The organism is Roseovarius sp. S88 (assembly GCF_037023735.1).
Taxonomy (GTDB): Bacteria; Pseudomonadota; Alphaproteobacteria; order Rhodobacterales; family Rhodobacteraceae; genus Roseovarius; species Roseovarius phycicola.
Genome location: NZ_CP146069.1, coordinates 1307681 through 1326181, shown reverse-complemented (window position 1 = coordinate 1326181; position 18501 = coordinate 1307681). Strand labels below are relative to the sequence as shown.

General features: G+C 57.4%; 13 protein-coding genes and 1 pseudogene. 6 read left to right on the top strand and 8 right to left on the bottom strand.

Annotation, left to right across the window (positions count from 1 at the left end; all coding sequences use genetic code 11):
* Nucleotides 1–31: 31 nt before the first annotated feature.
* From RZ517_RS06720 to RZ517_RS06710, 3 genes are read right to left on the bottom strand one after another with little or no spacing between them, the layout of a single operon-like run.
* Nucleotides 32–1162, bottom strand: coding sequence for a hypothetical protein (locus tag RZ517_RS06720; RefSeq protein ID WP_338550693.1), 1131 nt, complete (start codon nt 1160–1162; stop codon nt 32–34).
* A 19-nt stretch (nt 1163–1181) separates the two neighbouring features.
* Nucleotides 1182–1343 (bottom strand): hypothetical protein, encoded by a 162-nt coding sequence (locus RZ517_RS06715; protein WP_338550692.1) that lies wholly within the window; start codon nt 1341–1343, stop codon nt 1182–1184.
* Nucleotides 1344–1346: 3 nt separating this feature from the next.
* On the bottom strand, nt 1347–2423 hold the full coding sequence (locus tag RZ517_RS06710; RefSeq protein ID WP_338550691.1) for a hypothetical protein: 1077 nt from the start codon (nt 2421–2423) through the stop codon (nt 1347–1349).
* Nucleotides 2424–2687: 264 nt separating this feature from the next.
* On the opposite strand from RZ517_RS06710, the pseudogene RZ517_RS06705 reads away from it, so the two are divergent.
* From RZ517_RS06705 to RZ517_RS06685, 5 genes and pseudogenes are all read left to right on the top strand, one after another.
* A pseudogene (locus tag RZ517_RS06705) lies at nt 2688–3688 on the top strand (hypothetical protein).
* A 162-nt stretch (nt 3689–3850) separates the two neighbouring features.
* On the top strand, nt 3851–5152 hold the full coding sequence (locus RZ517_RS06700; protein ID WP_338550690.1) for an O-acetylhomoserine aminocarboxypropyltransferase/cysteine synthase family protein: 1302 nt from the start codon (nt 3851–3853) through the stop codon (nt 5150–5152).
* A 128-nt stretch (nt 5153–5280) separates the two neighbouring features.
* Entirely contained in the window at nt 5281–8070 is a 2790-nt protein-coding gene (locus RZ517_RS06695) for a hypothetical protein (RefSeq protein WP_338550689.1), read from the top strand.
* A gap of 202 nt (nt 8071–8272) precedes the next feature.
* The gene (locus RZ517_RS06690; RefSeq protein WP_338550688.1) at nt 8273–9997 is read left to right on the top strand and encodes an ankyrin repeat domain-containing protein; all 1725 of its coding nucleotides are present in this window, start codon (nt 8273–8275) and stop codon (nt 9995–9997) included.
* Nucleotides 9998–10186: 189 nt separating this feature from the next.
* The gene (locus RZ517_RS06685; RefSeq protein WP_338550687.1) at nt 10187–12121 is read left to right on the top strand and encodes a cation:proton antiporter; all 1935 of its coding nucleotides are present in this window, start codon (nt 10187–10189) and stop codon (nt 12119–12121) included.
* Between the two features lie 114 nt (nt 12122–12235).
* On the opposite strand, the gene cobT is transcribed toward RZ517_RS06685, so the two are convergent.
* The gene (cobT, locus tag RZ517_RS06680; protein ID WP_338550686.1) at nt 12236–13252 is read right to left on the bottom strand and encodes a nicotinate-nucleotide--dimethylbenzimidazole phosphoribosyltransferase; all 1017 of its coding nucleotides are present in this window, start codon (nt 13250–13252) and stop codon (nt 12236–12238) included.
* Nucleotides 13253–13335: 83 nt separating this feature from the next.
* Between cobT and RZ517_RS06675 the strand changes: the two genes are divergently transcribed.
* Nucleotides 13336–14091 (top strand): adenosylcobinamide-GDP ribazoletransferase, encoded by a 756-nt coding sequence (locus RZ517_RS06675; RefSeq protein ID WP_338550685.1) that lies wholly within the window; start codon nt 13336–13338, stop codon nt 14089–14091.
* Nucleotides 14092–14139: 48 nt separating this feature from the next.
* Here the strand turns inward: RZ517_RS06675 and RZ517_RS06670 are convergent, their stop codons facing one another.
* The 4 genes from RZ517_RS06670 to RZ517_RS06655 form a co-directional block, all read right to left on the bottom strand.
* Nucleotides 14140–14649, bottom strand: coding sequence for a CarD family transcriptional regulator (locus RZ517_RS06670; protein ID WP_338550684.1), 510 nt, complete (start codon nt 14647–14649; stop codon nt 14140–14142).
* A gap of 276 nt (nt 14650–14925) precedes the next feature.
* A complete protein-coding gene (fdxA, locus tag RZ517_RS06665) occupies nt 14926–15264 on the bottom strand; it encodes a ferredoxin FdxA (RefSeq protein WP_317055579.1) in 339 nt (112 codons plus the stop codon).
* A 51-nt stretch (nt 15265–15315) separates the two neighbouring features.
* Nucleotides 15316–15705, bottom strand: coding sequence for an RNA-binding S4 domain-containing protein (locus RZ517_RS06660; RefSeq protein WP_338550683.1), 390 nt, complete (start codon nt 15703–15705; stop codon nt 15316–15318).
* Nucleotides 15706–15708: 3 nt separating this feature from the next.
* Nucleotides 15709–18498 (bottom strand): helicase-related protein, encoded by a 2790-nt coding sequence (locus tag RZ517_RS06655; protein ID WP_338550682.1) that lies wholly within the window; start codon nt 18496–18498, stop codon nt 15709–15711.
* Between the last annotated feature and the right edge of the window lie 3 nt (nt 18499–18501).

Below are 18501 nucleotides of genomic sequence, written 5' to 3'. Positions count from 1 at the left end.
CTTTTTGCCTCAAACATCCCCGCCGGAGGCATCAATACCTCAACACCCGGCCTGTCGGGCTCACCACATATTTCGTGACCGCGCCAAACCCCGGCGGGTTCTTTTCGGCCAGCACCTGATAGGGGCGCTCAGGCAGGATGATAGCGCGCTCCATGCGCGTGGCGCCCGTCTCTGCCCCGTGACCTGAGAACGGATCAAGCGCAAAGACCTCGCGCTCAACGGCCCCGAACCATCCCGCGCGTTCCTCAATAACCCGCTCGCTTTCCAACACCTCATCGGTCCAGGCCAGGGCCCAGTCCTGCCCCTTGGGCGCTTGTGCCTCGGCCAGAACCTCCCGCAGAGGTCCGGTCTGGCGTGTAAAGGCGTGGCTATACATCGGGCCGACATGCAGGCGGCGCAGCTTTTTGGGGTGCAGGTCGTCAAAGCTTTCGTCAAAGCCTTTGGCAATGGTCAAAAGTTTTAACCCACCCAAGCTTTGCGCCATCAGATGCGCCTGCACCTCGGGCCAGCGCCGTTCGTCCTTGCCCAAACTGCGACGGCCTGTATCCTCAAGCTCCATCAGGTAGATGGTCGGCAGGTTGACCTGGCTGTCATAGCTGGCCCAGTGCAGCATATACCGACGGCGGTCTTTCAGCCCTTCGAGCCAGAGGATTTGCGGATCATTCTGCGCCCAGAAAAGATGCCCTTTGACCAGTTCTTCGTAGTAAAGCCGTTGCGACAGGGCAAATTGCAGCCGGGTGGGAATTTCCCGTTCAGAGATGATCTGTTCGACCATTTGCCGCTTGAGCGTCTCGGCATCGGGTTGGCCCTCCAGATGCTGGCGCGCTTGGGCGGCGTCATTGGCCATGACCATCAACTCCGAGAACATCGGAAAACCGCTTTCCTCGACATCCATCTGCAGAGAGCCGAAAAACTGCCCCGTGTCGCGGCCCACCAGCAAGTACTTCATCGCCAGCGCTTTGAACGTGTAGGCGATGGCCTGCACATAGGCGGTCAGAACCTCAACTTCTCGCTTGGATAGCGCACCTTCGGCCTGCATCACCGCCGCGACGCGGTTGAGATGCGCCGTGATCTTTTCGAACTTGGCGAAGTAGCGGCGCGAGGCGAAGAGATCAGCGAGCGCGGCGCGATCGTGGTCTGGCGATGATTTTACCTTGGTCATCGCATGTGGTCTTTCCAGTTCACGCGCTGTCCCCGCCGCCTTTCCGGCCTTTACCGATCATCACCAGCCCCGCAATCCCGAACAGAATGCCCATCAGGTTGATCCATGCCGGGACGGTAAAGACAAAGGACGCGATGAGGCAGAGCACGCAAAGTGCAATCAGAGCTACTCCCAGTCCCATAGCTTAGCCTCCGTATGCGTTGGCGTCGTGTTTCTCGATGATCTTGGCAAAGCGCCGGGCAAAGCGTTCATCCGCCTTGGCCTTGGCCTCCAAAACCTCGCGGGCAAAGACCATGTGATCCTCATGCGCCTCTAGCATGTCGGCCATCCGCTTGTTGGTGGCCGCACCGATACCGGCCATTGCCGATTGCGCCTCTTGGTCGGTCTGCACGCCGATTTCGTTGATGCGGTGGGCCACATCTTGTTGCTGTGCTGTCTTGAGCGATTTGGTCAGCGCATCATAGAGCACCACGCGCTGCTTGGTATCAGTCTGCAGCTTGTTGATCAGCACCATTTGCGTGGCCGCCTGATTTTGCAAACTGTCGACCCAGGTTTTGCCCTTTTCAATATAGCGTTCCAGCGTCTGCGACTTGGCAAGCTTCACCTGTTCCTGCTGAACCATTTCGTTGTACTTGGCGTTCATCTCGGCCAGTTCGGTTTCCAGCTTGGTGCGCGCGGCGGCGTCGGTTTCATTGGCGATCTTGTTTTCCAGCTCGATGATCTTGGGATCCATGCCCTGAATGTCCGTGCGCAACGCTTCCAGCTCTCCCACGGTCAACTCGCGTTCATCCAGCGTCTCGGTCAGGTTGCCTTCCACCTTCACCTTGTGCTCTTCCAGCGTGCGCAGTTGCCCTTCGAGCAGTTGCACAATCACGTCGGATTTCGAGATCAGGTCCTGCAGCTTGTCATCAATGCTGGCCGTGCGCACACGGTCCTGGCGCATGCTATCTGATTTGGCCTTAGAAAAGATGCCCACAAAGCTCTCCCACCCGGTTTTCGAGCGCATCTCGTCGAAATCCTTGGAAAAGGCGGCGGTGATGTCATCGAGCCCCATGATCAGCTCGGCAATGTTGGCATTCATGGTTTCGGTATGCGCATGCACCTCATCGAGCGAGGCATTCTCGATATCGAGTGTTGCATCTTCGCCGCCCTTGATCTTGGATCGGGCCGCTTCAATGCGGCTGGTCAGCTCTTGAATTTTGGCTTGAGCCTCTTCGACCTGGGCCTGACTTTCACGGACTTGCGCATCCAAATTCGCCATTAAAATCCCTCTCTTTTGACGTATCCCATTGATATATATGGGGTCTAGTTCCGATTTTTTAAGTTATGAGGTCTTTCACTGCATGGAAACACTGCGTTGAAACCCCTTGTTTTCAGGCAAATCATGCCGCCCCAAGCGCGCGCAGACAATCCCGTTTTTTGGCGGAAGGTGCTTTGAGGCGAATTTCCCGTGTTCCACCTCTCGCGCAAATCGCAAACGCGCCCTATACTGCGCGCAAAGACCAACAGGCAAACCGGGGCAAATATGGCCCGCAAAGCGCGGACAGAGCAGCCATTCAATATCCTCATCGTGGGACAGGCAGGTCGGCTTCAGTTTGAGGCCGTGCTGTTTGCTGCGAGCCTGCGTGCCAGCAGCCCGGGTTTTGCCGGGCAGCTTTACGTGGCCGAGCCGCAACCGGGGCCGCTGTGGAAGAACGACCCAAGGATGCGCGGCGATGTGCGTAGTCTTCTGGAAGACCTCGGCGCCAGGATCGTACCGTTTGAAAACCGGCATTTCGGTCAGAGCTATCCCTATGGCAACAAGATTGAGGCGCTGTTTGCTATGCCGAAGGGGGAACCCTTTGTGTTCTTCGACACCGATACGCTGGTCACCGGCGATCTGATGACGGTGCCGTTTGATTTTGCCCGACCATCCGCATCCCTGCGCCGTGAGGGCACGTGGCCGGAAATCCAACTCTATGGCCCCAGCTATCACAAGACATGGAGCACGCTTTACGACAAGTTCGGGCTTGATTTTGAAAGCTCGCTCGACCCCGCCTACCCGGATGAATACTGGCGGCGCTACCTTTATTTCAACGCCGGGTATTTCTTTTACGAATGCCCACATGTCTTTGGACAAAAGTTTCTGGATTATGCTCTGGCCATCCGCGACGACACTCCAAAAGAGCTTGTCTGTCAGTCGCTTGACCCTTGGTTGGATCAAATCGCCCTGCCGCTGGTGATCCATGCGCTGGGCGGGGGCGAGATACGCTACCCGATGGATTGCTGGATGGCGACGTCACCTGTCACTACCGGATCTTTCCGCTGCTTTACGCGCGCGAGGCCGACAAAGTGGTGCAGGTGCTCGAAGAGGTCGCAGCCCCCAATCCGATCAAGAAAGTGCTCAAGACCTATGATCCAATCAAATTCATGGTCTACCATGGGCGCGGTGAAAAAGTGCGCGAGCTTTTCGACCGCGACAACCTGCCCCGGCGCGAACAAGCCATTCGCAACACGATAAAGCGCAACGGGTTCTGGATGCGTTAACGCGCCCAGGCTGCAAGACAGGAACAGTATTTTCCACACCGGCTTCTTTCTTGGAATAAATACCCAATTCCCGCGCGTTGACCCAGGCGCTGTCTGAAATCCGGTTGTCCTGACACGGCCTTTCGCCTAACCCTTTTGACAACACTTTTGGGAGGCTGACTTATGTCCGACGATGATCGCATTCATTCATTTGGTTTTGACACATTGCAAATTCATGCAGGCGCGCGGCCCGATCCGGCGACCGGTGCGCGGCAGACGCCAATTTATCAGACCACGGCCTATGTGTTTCGCGATGCCGAACATGCGGCGGCGCTCTTTAACCTGCAGGAAGTCGGCTTCATCTATTCCCGCCTGACCAACCCGACGGTTGCGGTGCTTCAGGAACGCATCGCCACGCTGGAGGGCGGGGTTGGGGCTGTGTGCTGCTCATCCGGGCATGCGGCACAGATCATGGCGCTTTTCCCGCTAATGGGTCCGGGCAAGAATGTGGTGGTCTCAACCCGGCTCTATGGTGGGTCGGTCACGCAGTTTAGTCAGACAATTAAGCGGTTTGGCTGGTCCGCGAAGTTTGTCGATATTGACGACATGAAGGCCATCGCTGCAGCGATTGATGACGACACCCGCGCGATTTTTTGTGAATCGATTGCAAATCCGGGTGGGCATATCGCGGATATTCGCTCGGTCGCGGATGTCGCTGACAAGGCCGGGTTGCCTTTGATTGTCGATAACACGACGGCGTCACCTTACCTTTGCCGCCCCATTGAGCATGGAGCCACCCTGGTGGTGCATTCGATGACGAAGTACCTCACCGGGTCCGGCACCGTCACCGGCGGTGTGGTTGTGGATTCAGGCACGTTTGACTGGTCGGCTTCGGACAAATTCCCATCTCTCAGCGAACCCGAGCCCGCCTATCACGGCATGAAGTTTCACGAAACATTTGGGCCTCTGGCGTTTACCTTCCACGGCATCGCCATCGGTTTGCGCGATTTGGGGATGACGCTCAACGCGCAGGCGGCGCATTATACGCTTATTGGGATCGAAACGCTCAGCTTGCGGATGCAAAAGCATGTGGAAAACGCGCAGATTGTGGCGGACTGGCTGGAAAAGGATGACCGGGTCGAGGCCGTGACCTATGCGGGCCTGAAGTCTTCGCCCTACTACAAGCGTGTGGCCAAGGTCTGCCCCAAGGGGGCGGGTGCTCTGTTCACCGTAGCGCTGAAATCTGGCTATGAAGGATGTGTGAAACTGGTTGATAGTCTCGAGCTTTTCAGCCACGTGGCCAATTTGGGCGATACGCGATCTCTGATCATTCACTCAGCATCCACCACGCACCGTCAGCTGACCCCGGAACAGCAGGAAGCCGCAGGTGCCGCGCCGAATGTGGTGCGCATCTCAATCGGTATTGAGGACCCCGACGACATCATCGCCGATCTCGATCAGGCCCTGTCGAAGGCGAGCGCCTGAGGTCAAAAAACGTGGCGCGGGGGCTAAACCCCTCGCGTTAACCTTTTCCTCGGCGGGAAGCTGCTATAAAATAGATTTGTGTCCCGGCGGCGTATGCCCGCCTTTGTACTGGTGCTAGAGCGCTGTCCATGAAACCAAACTTCGCCCTGACCCTCTCTTTTGATGGCATCGGTCTTTTGCACCGCGCCTTTCCGGGATGGCATTCGATGGGCGATGTTAGTCTGGACTCAAGCGATCTGGCCGGAGAACTTGCCGCACTTCTCGACAAGGCGCATTTGTTTGACGCCAATGGCGTGCACACCAAGCTTGTTCTGCCCAACGATCAAATCCGGTATCTCCAGCTTGATGCCGAAGGGCTGGCTGCGGATGAGATCGGCGATGCCGTCGCGCGGGCGCTGAACGGAGCCACACCCTACGCGCTTGAGGATCTGGCCTATGACTGGTCGATCAGTGCCGGTCAGGTCTACGTGGCGGCGGTCGCACGCGATACGCTGAACGAGGCAGAGGCCTTTGCGGCGGATCACGGGTTTAAGCCACTTTGCTTTGTGGCCATACCAGATAGCGCGCATTTTGTCGGCGAACCCTGGTTTGGAGAATCGAAGACCGCTGCTGGGCTGTTGCCTACGGATGGGTTTGTTGAACGCGACACAGCAGCTATTCGGGTCATCGGTCCAGCGCGTTTGCCAGAGCCGGCACCAACCGCCATGGCGGAGTCCGAACCGCAGCCTGCTCAAGCCGAGCGTCCAGAGGTCGAGGTTATGTCCGACTCACTGGATGTTCCAGACGACGCCAAATCAGATTTGTCTAACAGCGCCGAAGTCAGCGGTGCAGGGGATGACACCGACATTGGCGTCGCAGAAGGCGTCGCGGATGAGACCCCTGTTCCGGTCAGCGTGTTGGAAGATCCGATCATTCCAGACGAAGATTATCCCTCCGGCCTGCTCGAAGACGCGACAGATGCAGAAACCACGCCTGTGGTTGACACGACACCTGAGCCTGGACCGACGGTCGAGGCAAATGACGCACAAGAGGCTGTCGAAGAGGTGTCAGAACCAGCCGGTGATCTTGATGACGCCGACACGCCCAGGGAAGCCAAGGTTGCCTTTACCTCGATCCGGGCGACGCGTCGCGATGATCTAGGGGCAGCGCCAAAACTGACAGGGGCGGTGCGGGACATTGACACACCGCCAGTGCCAACGGACCCTGACCCTGCTCCGTCAGAGCGCAACCAACCCCCACTGAGTGTTGAACCTCCCAAACCCGCGCCTGATCCGATCCCTGACACGCCCTCGGCCCCGGAAATTGCATTCTCGCACGAGACGGCCACGCGCATTGGCGCTTCGCTAAGCCCGGCAGGCGAAGATCGTCTTTTGGCGTCAATTCCTGCAGCTCCTGATCCAACGGCAGAGCCCTCTTTCGCCACGAAACGCGATGCTCTGATCGCGCGAGCCGCCGCGCGTTACACAGAGGCAAAGCCAGACGCGCGCGGTCTCGAAGAAGAGGATGACGAGCGCCAGCGCATGACGATCTTTGGCGCGCGCGACCCGGTTCGCATCGGGGGCAAGCCAAAGTTCCTTGGCGTGATGCTCACCGCCGCATTGCTGATTTTCCTGGTGGGTGTCGCCGCTTGGGCGTCGATTTACCTCGATGATGGCCTGTCGCGCTTTTTGCGCAGTGAACCGGACACGACGACAGTTGCGTCAGTGCCGGGTGCAGAGTCCGAAGCCATCGAGGACCTGATCGAGGAAGAGCCTGAATTCACCTTGGAAACCGAGGATTTCGGCACCACGGTGGCGGCACTTCCGGGTGCTTCGCTGGATCTGAACGAGACACAGCGCGGTGCGCAACCTGAGGCTCGTCCGGCGCAACTTAGCCCAGATGAGGCGCGTGCGCGGTACGCGGTCACCGGCGTTTGGCAACGCGCACCCGATGCGCCTGTGGCACCGGAAAGCATTCCGCTGGAGGATTTTTACCTCACATCAATTGACCCCAAAGTGACGGAACAGGATGCCGTGGCCCTGCCAGAGGTCGGCGCATTGCAAGGCGATGAGCGTCCCGGCACATTGCTGAATCCACCTGCAGCGGATACAGAGTTCGTGCTAGACGGACGCGGCAATGTGCGGGCCACTCCAGGGGGCGCCATTACACCCAATGGTGTACGGGTCTTCGCCGGACAGCCGCGCCTTGTTCCTGGCACACGGCCTGATCCGCCTGCGCAACTTGTGACCGATGGCGAGACGGTTGTTCCGCTCGATCCGGAAATTGCGCGATTGGCTGAAATAAGACCCAAGCCACGGCCCGGTGATCTCTCTGAACAAAACGAGCGTGAAAATCTAGGGGGTCTAACTCGGTCGGAACTTGCATCCCTGCGCCCCAAGCTTCGCCCGCAAAGTGCACAGGAGCTGGCGGAACAGGCTGCTGCTGCGTCTACAGCAGGCGTTGTTGAAATTACGCCTGACAATGCCTCGGTTGAAGCTGCGATTGCAGCCGCTGTGCAGCAGCCTGATCCCTTTGCCGGAGCCACTGCGCAAGCTGTGGCCACGTCGCGGAAACCCAAGACACGTCCACGCAACATCGCGCAAATCGTACAGCGCAGTCAGCAACAAGCTCAGCAGGCTGTGCAAACTGCCGCCGTTGTGCCCTCAAACCAGCGTGTGGCGCCCAGCGCGCCAACCGCGACCACGGTGGCCCGCGCCGCGACCGAGCAAAACGTTTTGAAACTGCGCCGTGTGAACCTCATTGGCGTATATGGGTCGCAATCCAACCGTCGGGCGCTCGTGCGGTTGCCCAGTGGCCGGTATAAGAAAGTACAGGTTGGCGACCGGCTGGATGGTGGCCGCGTGTCCGCGATTGGAGACAGCGAAATCCGCTACGTTAAGAGCGGCCGCAACGTGGTTCTGAAAATGCCCAGCGGCTGAGCTGGGCCAAGCACGCTTCATCGCTTCAGAGTTTTTCTTCTTTGAGAGACAAGGCAGTCCATGGCATACTGCCTGGGCCGGTCAGACGGCACCTGATCCGCGGGAAGGGCCAAGCCCATCTGTCCCAAATACCCAAACTTCTTTCGAACCTCTTTTCAGGTCCGAGGGCGCGGATACCGGATGTTTTGAAAGGAGGCCGATCATGACGATCACCCCACTTCCTACCCGTGCCAATCTTGAGCAGCTCAAAAAGCGCGCCAAGACTTTGTTGAAATCCGTTCGCATCAAGGACCCTGCCGCGCTTGATCAGGTAGGTCCCTATTTTGGAGATCCTGGCTCTATTTCTCTTCAACAGGCGCAGCTTGTCATTGCGCGCAGCCATGGGTTTTCAAGTTGGGCGCGCCTGAAGGCGCATGTGGAGGGCGTGCAGGATCATTCGGGTGACCCTCTGGCGAACCGGTTTCTCGATCTGGTGACGGTGGCCTATGGCAACGTTCCAGATTTTGGACCCAAGCGGTTCAAAGATGCGTCAGCATTGCTGGCGGATCATCCCGAAATTGCCGATGCCAATATATACACCGCCGCCGCTTTAGGTGACGCAGATAAAGTGACCCGCTGGCTTGATCAAAATCCCGAACTGGTCAACTCACCTGGAGGTTATTTTAACTGGCCTGCTATAATGTATGCGGCCTATGCACGGCTACCTGAGCGGTCGAGTTTTCCCGCCGCTCAAGTGCTGCTGGAGCGCGAGGCAGACCCAAATGCGCATTACATGTGGGGCGGTCAGTACAAGTTTACCGCTCTGACAGGTGTTTTTGGCGAGGGTGAAGGAGGCCCGGTCAATCAACCAGAGCATCCCGACATGGTGGCATTTGCGCGCGCCCTTCTATACCACGGGGCCAACCCCAATGACAGCCAAGCCGCCTATAACCGGTGCTTTACGCCCGACAACACCTGTCTGGAATTGCTGTTGGAATATGGGCTTTCGGCAAGCGACAAGAACAACTGGTTGCTACATGAAAATGACCGTCTTGTCCCCAACCCGTCTGAGACGGTGCATTTTCAACTGATCAATGCGATCAGAAGTGGCTTTGTTGATCGTGTGAAGCTGTTGATTGCGCATGGCGCTGACCTGAACAAACCTGCAGACATCTATGACAATCGCACCAGGGGAAAGACGCCCTATCAGACGGCCATATTGATGGGACAAACCGAGATTGCCCAGCTTTTGGCCGACGCTGGAGCGAACAGGCAAGCCATCTCAGATGCAGATGCATTTCAAGTGGCCTGCATGGCAGGCGAGTTTGAGACGGCCCAAGACATGCTCACCGAAAGCCCTGACCTCATTGCGCAGGTACGTGGGCGTGAGATGCTGTGTGATGCGGTCCAGTTGGACCAGCGCAAGGCGCTGGACACGATGATCAGGCTTGGGTTTGATGTCAATGCACGCCCCGGGCGTACGCCTCTGCATGAGGCGGCATTGATCGGAGACCTTGCGGTGGTTGAGATTTTGCTCGAGGCCGGAGCCGATCCCACAATTCGCGAAGAAATGTATTTCCAGCCGCCGATAGGATGGGCCATTCATGCCGGGCAACAAGGGGTGATCGACCGTCTGGATCAGGTGGAGATGGATATCTTCACAGCCGCGGCGCGGGGAAATCTGGAGCAGCTGGAACAGCGCTTATCAGAGGATCCGATGCGCCTTGACATGCGCTTTTTCGACATCCGTCCTGGTGACAATCCGGCGGAAACAGATTGGCTTACTCCATTGGCCGTGTCCGTGGGCAACAACCGTATAGAGGCCGCGCGCCTTCTCTTGGATCGTGGAGCAGATTCTACGGTCACAAATGGCAAGGGCATCACCTTGCTATCCTTGGCTGAAGCGCATGAAGATCCGAGTTTGCTGATACTTCTCAAAGACAACTAAAAGGGGCACACGCGTACTGCCTTTTCAGTATCCAAGACTTTACTCGGAGCCGCTCAAATACAAATTCACGCGATCAGCGCATGGACATTGACGGACGGCTCCGATTACCTGTTACCTGAGTTGTAAGTCGCTGCAAGCGATCCCAATCGCCTCGCTCCAAAGGCGTCGTTGCCGCAATAAAGGATTTAAATGGAAGGTTTTTTCTTTCAGGCCACCATCTTTCTTGCCGCGGCGGTCATCGCAGTGCCCATTGCGGCGCGGATGGGGTTGGGGTCTGTGCTTGGATATCTCGCAGCAGGCATCCTTATCGGTCAAATCCCCGGTTTCCTTGGCGGGCATGCCGCCGAGGAGCTTCAACATTTCGCCGAGTTTGGCGTGGTCATGATGCTCTTCCTGATCGGTCTGGAGCTGGAGCCGCGCGCCTTATGGGAAATGCGGGACAAACTGCTGGGTTTGGGCGGTTTGCAAGTCACATTAACGACTTTTGCTGTTATGGCAGCCTGCATGCTTTTGGGTGTTGGGTGGAGCGTTGCCTTGGCAATCGGTCTGGTGTTTTCGTTGTCCTCGACCGCGATTGTGCTCCAAACCCTTTCAGAAAAAGGCCTCATGCAAACCGGAGGCGGGCGATCTACCTTCTCCACGCTTTTGACACAGGACGTGGCTGTCATTCCGATGCTGGCGCTTTTGCCACTGCTCGCGCTGCCCAAAACGCCCGATATGATCCTTGGCGAGACGCTGCAACGTCTGTCTGAGGCAGGCGACGCGGCACATGGCGGAGACCATAGTGGCGTACAGATTGAAGCGGCGCAGTCTTACATTCAAAGTCTGCCGGGTTGGGGCGTGGCCCTTGTCACATTGGCGGCCGTTGCTGGGATCATTTTGAGTGGGGTTTACCTGACCCGGCCTGTGTTTCGATACATCCACAATTCGCGCCTGCGCGAGATGTACACGGCACTGGCGCTTTTGATTGTCGTGGGCATTGCATTTGTGATGACACTTGTAGGCCTCTCCCCCGCTCTTGGTGCCTTTCTGGCGGGGCTTGTTCTGGCCTCGTCCGAGTTTCGGCATGAGTTGGAAAGCGACATCGCGCCCTTCAAGGGGCTGTTGTTGGGCCTCTTTTTCATCGCCGTGGGCGCAGGGATTAATTTCTCGCTGCTCTTTGCGTCGTTCTTTACGATCCTGGCGCTCACCTTCTCGCTGATCGTGATCAAAGGTGGGATCCTTTTTACTTTGGGTCGGTTCTTCGGGCTACGCGGACGCGACCTTTGGCTCTTTACACTCTCGCTCGCTCAGGCCGGAGAATTTGGGTTTGTTCTGATTAATTTCTCGGGCCAGAACAATGTCATCCCATCCGAGTTGCGCGAAACACTGCTGCTGGTGATCGCCATTTCGATGCTGATCACCCCGTTGCTTTTCATTCTCTATGATTGGATGTCGCAGCGTATGACAGAGACTTCTGATGCCCCCGCAGCAGATGAGATTGACAGCGAAGGTCCTGTGATCATTGCTGGAATTGGGCGTTTTGGTCAGGTCGTAAACCGGATGGTGCGCTCCAGCGGCTTTGATACGATCGTTCTGGATCATGACCTCGAAGCCATTCAGCGCATGCGTCGGTTTGGGATCAAAGGGTTCCTCGGTGATCCGGGGCGACCAGAGCTTTTGCATGCCGCGGGTTTGAAGACGGCCTCTGTGCTTGTCGCTGCGCTGGACGACCCTGAGGCCACGACGCGGCTGGTGGCGTTTGCTCGGCGCGAGCGGCCGGATCTACACATCGTGGCCCGCGCGCGCGACCGCACGCATGTGTTCCGTCTCTATCAAGCGGGGGCTGATGACATTGTGCGCGAGGTGTTCGACAGCGCCCTGCGCGCTGGTCGCTATGTGCTTGAAAACATGGGGCTGAGCGAATTTGAAGCGTCTGAGCTGCACAAAACCTTCTATCACTACGACAGGAGGTCCGTGCGAGAGCTGGCCGCGCTGTGGGATCCGAATATTCCCACGGTTGAGAACTCAGCCTATATCGCCCGCGCGAAGGAGCTCGAAAACGAGTTGCAGACCATGCTGCTGTCGCGCGGGGAAGAAGACAGCCTTGAAGGGGTCGAAGACACGGACCGGTCCGAGGCGTGATTAAAGCGTTTCGCGACAAACCTGACTCACAGATGATCGCGAAACGCAACGCGACGCTAAATCGTTGCACGCGTTTCACCTTTCGCTGATGTCCCAGGTTAAAGGCGAAACGCTTTAGAAGTCGCTGACCCCTGCCTCGGCAAAGGTCGCCATGCCCGAGTGACAGGCCAAGGCCGCCTTGAGAATGCTGATGGCCAAGGCGCCGCCAGACGCTTCGCCAAGGCGCATACCAAGCGATAGAATGGGGTCTTTGCCGATTTTTCGTAAAAGCTCTGCATGCGCGGACTCTGCACTGACGTGACCTGCAATGGTATGGTCCAGCGCACCGGGGTGATCCACATGCAGAGTAGCCGCGGCGGCGGTGCAAATAAACCCGTCCAGTATCACCGGGATGCGCAAGAGGCGCGCCTGCAAAATGGCACCGGCCACGGCGGCGATTTCGCGCCCACCCAGACAGCACAGAGTGTCTAACCCTTTGCCCTGACAGTTTTTGTTCGCTTCAACACCCTGCGAGACCACGTCGGCCTTGTGGCGAAGAGCGTCACCGCTCAGCCCGGTGCCAGCGCCGGTCCAATCCTGAGCCGCGCCACCAAAAAGTGCCAATGCCATGGCCGCAGCGCAGGTCGTGTTGCCAATGCCCATCTCGCCCACCACCAACACGTCCGCTTGTGCGTCAACGGCCTCAACTCCGGCATTTAATGCATCAAGACACTCGGCTTCACTCATCGCCGGACCTTGGGTGAAGTCTCGGGTCGGCGTGTCGAGCTGAAGCGGTTTCACGGTCAGGCTGGCGCCAACGCAATCTGAAAGCTGATTGACCGCCGCGCCACCCGCCTCAAAATTGGCCACCATTTGTGACGTGACATCGGGGGGAAAAGCCGAAACATCCTGCGCTGTAACGCCATGGTTTCCCGCAAAAACAATAATTTGAGGTGACTCAACACGCGCCTGCGGGTCACCACGCCAACCGCAATACCACATTGCCAAATCTTCGAGTCGTCCCAAAGCTCCAAGTGGTTTGGTCAGCTCCGCACTACGCTGGCGTGCCAGTTCTAATGCATTTGCATCTTGTTGCGGCAGGTCGGAGAGCGCATCCCATACCTCTGCGAGTGACGCAAATTTGGCTGTCATGACCTGCTCCATTTGCAAGACCCCTGCTCCTTCGTGTATCGCAGGCATGGGTCGGGGCACAGATGGAAAAGGCCGCGAAAGCGATGAAAAACGACCGAGAACTGATGCGCGTGCAGGATTTGGCCCTGGCTTTATCCCTATTGACGCGTGTGCCGGTGCGTGTGGGCGACACCTCTCGCAATGCACGCGCCGCGTGGGCCTATCCCATTGTGGGACTGATGCCCGCAGGGCTCGCGGCCTTGGGCGGTATGCTGGCGGGATGGCTTGGTTGGGGCCCAGCGATCAGTGCTCTGATTTCGTTGAGCATTCTGGTTGTTACCACAGGCGCCATGCATGAAGATGGCCTCTCGGACACAGTCGACGGGCTTTGGGGAGGATGGACCAGGGAAAAACGCCTTGAGATCATGAAGGACAGCCGGATTGGCGCGTATGGTGTGATCGCGCTCGTTCTGTCTCTGGCGGCAAGATGGGCCGCATTGACGACATTGTTCGAAGCCGGAGCACAATTTGCTGTCCCTGCCCTTTTGGCCTCTGCCCTTCTATCACGCGCCGCGATGCCCGTTCTAATGGCCCTGCTGCCACATGCGCGATCAACTGGCCTGTCTCATGACGTTGGGCGCGTGCCAGACAACGCCGCAGCAATGGCCGTTTTGATCGCGGTGGTACTGGGGATTTTCCTGTTGGGAGGTCTGATCCTGATCGCGGGTCTTTGCGCGGCACTGATCACATGGGGCTTGGGATATCTGGCACACAAACGGATCGGTGGTCAAACCGGAGATATCCTGGGCGCAACACAGCAGATGGTCGAAATCGCTGTGCTGCTTTGCCTCCTGCCATAAAGAAAGCCGCACTTCTCAGCGCGGCTTTTCCAAATTTTTTACAAACGCTTAGGCCGCGCGCGACACCAGCACATCGTCAACCTGCTTGGCGGCCTGCACTTCGTCACCGCCACCCACAGCAGCCACCTCACGCGTCAGGCGCTCAAGTGCCGCTTCATAAAGCTGACGCTCAGAATAGCTTTGCTCGCGCTGGTCATCGGTGCGGTGAAGATCGCGGACCACCTCGGCAATCGCAATAAGATCACCAGAGTTGATCTTTTGCTCATATTCCTGTGCCCGGCGGGACCACATGGCACGCTTGACCTTGGCCTTGCCCTTGAGTGTCGTCATCGCTTTGGACACCACATCGGGGCTCGACAAACTACGCATACCGATTTCAGTTGCTTTGTGCGTCGGCACGCGAAGGGTCATCTTGTCTTTCTCAAAAGAAATCACAAAGAGTTCCAATTCGATCCCTGCAATCTCTTGCTTTTCGATGGAAAGAATCTGACCCACACCATGCGCCGGGTAAACGACGTAGTCATCAGGCCGGAACTCGGACTTTTTCGATTTGCTCATTCAGGTTTTCCTTATCGCGTTATCGGGGTGCGTCAGACATGGCCAACGGCTTATCTTCGGGGCCCAGGCGCAAAAAAATCCATCCCCACGCGGCAGCTTGGGCAAAATGGATATTGAGCAGTGGACTACATTTGTAACGAGAATGTATCACAAAAAACGGCTTCGCGAAAGTCTGACCGCAGCGTCACATAAATTTGGTGATAAATTTCAAACACATGGCCAAAAAACGCGGTGTCTTTGGGCTGGATCAAAGACCTGAAAACCAAACGAATCGGTTTAGCCGCCTTCGCCTGGGTTCTCCGAGAAGTACTTTTCAAGCTTGCCTTCTTCGCCGTCCCGCTCATCAGCATTAGGCATCTGGTCTTTCTTGGTGATGATGACCGGCCACATCTCGGAATACTTGCGGTTAAACTCGACCCATTTTTCCATGTCCGGTTCAGTATCGGGGCGAATTGCGTCTGCGGGGCATTCTGGCTCACAGACGCCGCAATCAATACATTCATCAGGATGGATGACCAACATGTTCTCACCCTCATAGAAACAATCCACGGGGCATACTTCGACACAGTCGGTGTATTTGCACTCGATGCAGTTGTCGTTGACGATATAGGTCATCTTCGGCTCTCGTTCATCCGTCTCTCGCCTCACCTAATTCAAGGTTTCGCGTCATTCAAGCTTATCTGGACGGTTAAGGTCGAGTTTGCGACGATCTCGCTTGGTGGGACGTCCTTTTCCCTCAAACTGTGGGGATTGCGGAAGGATCTCCTTGGGGCGCGCCTGCAGTGGATCCAAATCTTCGTAAAGCGCCCGTGCCTCCGGGGCAGGCCCACGCCGGTCCGAAACCGCGACAATGCGGATGACACGAATGTCTCGGGCCTGAGGAAAGGTCAGCACATCGCCAGAGCCCACCGCATGCGATGGTTTGGAAACTTTCACGCGATTGACGCGAACATGACCACCCGACACAAGCTTGGCCGATAACCCACGGGTTTTGAAAAACCGGGCGTGCCAGAGCCACTTATCCAGGCGGATTTTGGTCTCAGGCGTGTCGCTCACGCCTCAGCCTTTGTCCTTTAGCCCCATCAATGCAGCTGCAAAGGGGTTGTCGGGGTCGATCTTGTCTTTCTTGGACGGCTTTGACGAAAAAGTCTTTGGCCCGGCATCACTTCTGGTCTTGCCCTTGCCCGGCTTGCCGCCCTTGGGTTTGGGCTTGCCACTCGTGCGGCGTTGATCCGTGCGAGCGCGGGTCGCACGACCCGCCCATGTGAAGGTGAAGAACACTTCTTGTTCGGGGCCTTCATCAGAAGTTTCTGTTTTTTCTTCAAGGGCTTCAGAAGTTTCAGATTTGGATGCAGTAGCATCTTCCTCAGATGCCATCGCCTCAGCATCTGTCACTTCGGGCTTCGTTTCTTCCGGCTTGGCCTCCGCCGTTTCTGTCGGTCCCGGGGTCGCTTCTTCGGCAGGGGTCGGTTTGACCTTTTCGCGCTCGCCCCGCTCAGCCTTGTATCCCAGCCCCTGCATCAGGTCGGCAAACTGTTCCAATGTCATGCCCGTGATCGAGAGCATATCGGGGTTGGCCTCAAAGCCGCCGCGGCTGTCCTCACCGCGCAGCATGTCAGCCAGACGTTCCAGCATATCGATGCGCACCGCGCGTTCACCCGCCGCGCGATACCCGGACATTGAATGATACCCGCGTGGATGTGCCGTACCAGATGGCACAGTCACCAAGCCTGGCGGCGGCGATTCAGGAAACTCTTCGAGACCCTGGGCCAAAGACCAAAGTACAAGCCGCAACCGCGTTGGCGCAGGTTTCAGAAGCAATGGCATGAAGATTGTGAACTGACCAAAACGAACGCCATGCTTGCGAAGCTGTCCGCGCGCGTCCTGATCCAGTGACTTGACCTCATCAGCCACTTCACCGCGTGGGATGATGCCAAACGATTCCACAAGCTGGAAACCAAAGCCGCGGGCCAGCCCGGTAAGCGTCTCATCCCGTTGAATATTCAACAGCGGCTCAAACAAAGTGGCCACTTTGCGATCGATGAAGTGCTGCAGACGGCGTTGCACTTTCTGCGCCACATCGGCCCCGGCGGCTTCGTCCACAAATGCGCTGACCTGAGGTTTCAGGGGATCGGCACCGGCGACAAGCTTGCCCACCGCGTATTCGCCCCACATCAAACCGCCCTGTTCGGTAAAGTCGATTTCGGTATCGGGCGCGTTGTAAAACTTGTCCGCGCGCAAATGAAAATGCGGCGTCAGCGCTTGCAGGCTTGCCTGACTGACGGCCTTGGCCTCTTGGCCACCGGCGGTTTTGTCCTGAATAAACCGGAACCCATCCAGACGGCCGACGAACTCGCCTTCGACCGTCACTTCACCTTTGTCGTTCACTTCGGCCACCATGGCCTCCTTCTGCTTGAGCCGGCGCAACAATACAGAGGTGCGCCGATCCACAAATCTTTGGGTCAGCGCCTCATGGAGCGCGTCTGACACGCGGTCTTCTACAGCGCGTGTGGCCTCACGCCAATGGCTTTCGTCCGCAATCCAGCCATTTCGTTGCGCCACGTAGGTCCATGTGCGGATATATGCCAAGCGTTTGGAAAGTGTATCGATATCCCCGTCGGTCCGGTCGATCCGACGCACCTGCGCGGCGAACCAGTCTTCGGATACGCGACCATCCTGGTGCAGATCGCTGAAAATACGCTCCAAAAGGCTCGCATGCTCGGCGTGGCTAATCCCGCGAAAATCAGGCACGCGGCAGACGTCCCACAACAGCTTAACCGATTGCGCATCACCGGCGCGCGCCCGTATTTCGGTTTGCGCGGCCAGTGTTTTCAAAGCGATGAGATCATCCGCGTCGCGGGCCCGCACGAGCAACTCATCGTCGGGTTTCTCTTCCAACGAGGCAATCAGAGCGTCGATTGTGCCAAACCTTAAATTAGCATTGCGCCACTCCAGCTTGCGCAAGGGGGCAAAACGGTGATCCATGATGGCCTGTGCCATGTCATCGGGCAGATCAGGGGCCTCACCCGTGACGCCAAACGTTCCATCACTCATCCCGCGACCAGCGCGCCCGGCGATCTGCGCCAGTTCATTGGGGGCCAGCACGCGCATCCGCCGCCCGTCAAATTTGCTCAGTGAGGAAAATGCGACGTGATTGATATCGAGGTTGAGGCCCATGCCGATAGCATCCGTGGCCACGAGGTAGTCCACATCCCCATTTTGATAGAGGTCGACCTGTGCGTTTCGTGTCCGGGGGCTCAAAGCGCCCATAACCACAGCTGCACCACCCTTTTGACGGCGCAAAAGCTCGGCTATGGCATATACATTCTCAACTGAAAATCCAACTATTGCACTGCGGGCTGGCATCTTGCTTATCTTTTTCGAACCTGCGTAGGTCAGATTGGACATTCTGGTTCGACCGATGAATTCCGCCTCGGGAACCAGCTGGGAAATGACACCGCGCATGGTGTGTGCACCCAGAAACTGGGTCTCTCGCAATCCACGCATGCGCAAAAGCCTGTCGGTAAACACATGGCCACGCTCCGGATCAGCACATAGCTGAATTTCGTCCACAGCCACGAAATCGGCGCCCATGCCTTCGGGCATCGCCTCGACGGTGCACACCCAGTATTGCGTGCGCGGCGGCACGATCCGCTCTTCACCTGTGACCAAAGCCACAACAGAGGGTCCGCGCGCCGCTACGATCTTGTCATAGACCTCACGCGCCAAGAGACGCAAAGGAAGCCCAATGATTCCAGTGCGATACCCCAGCATCCGCTCGATCGCGTAATGCGTTTTGCCGGTATTGGTCGGGCCGAGGACCGCGAGGACCCTGGACTGCTCGGCCATAGG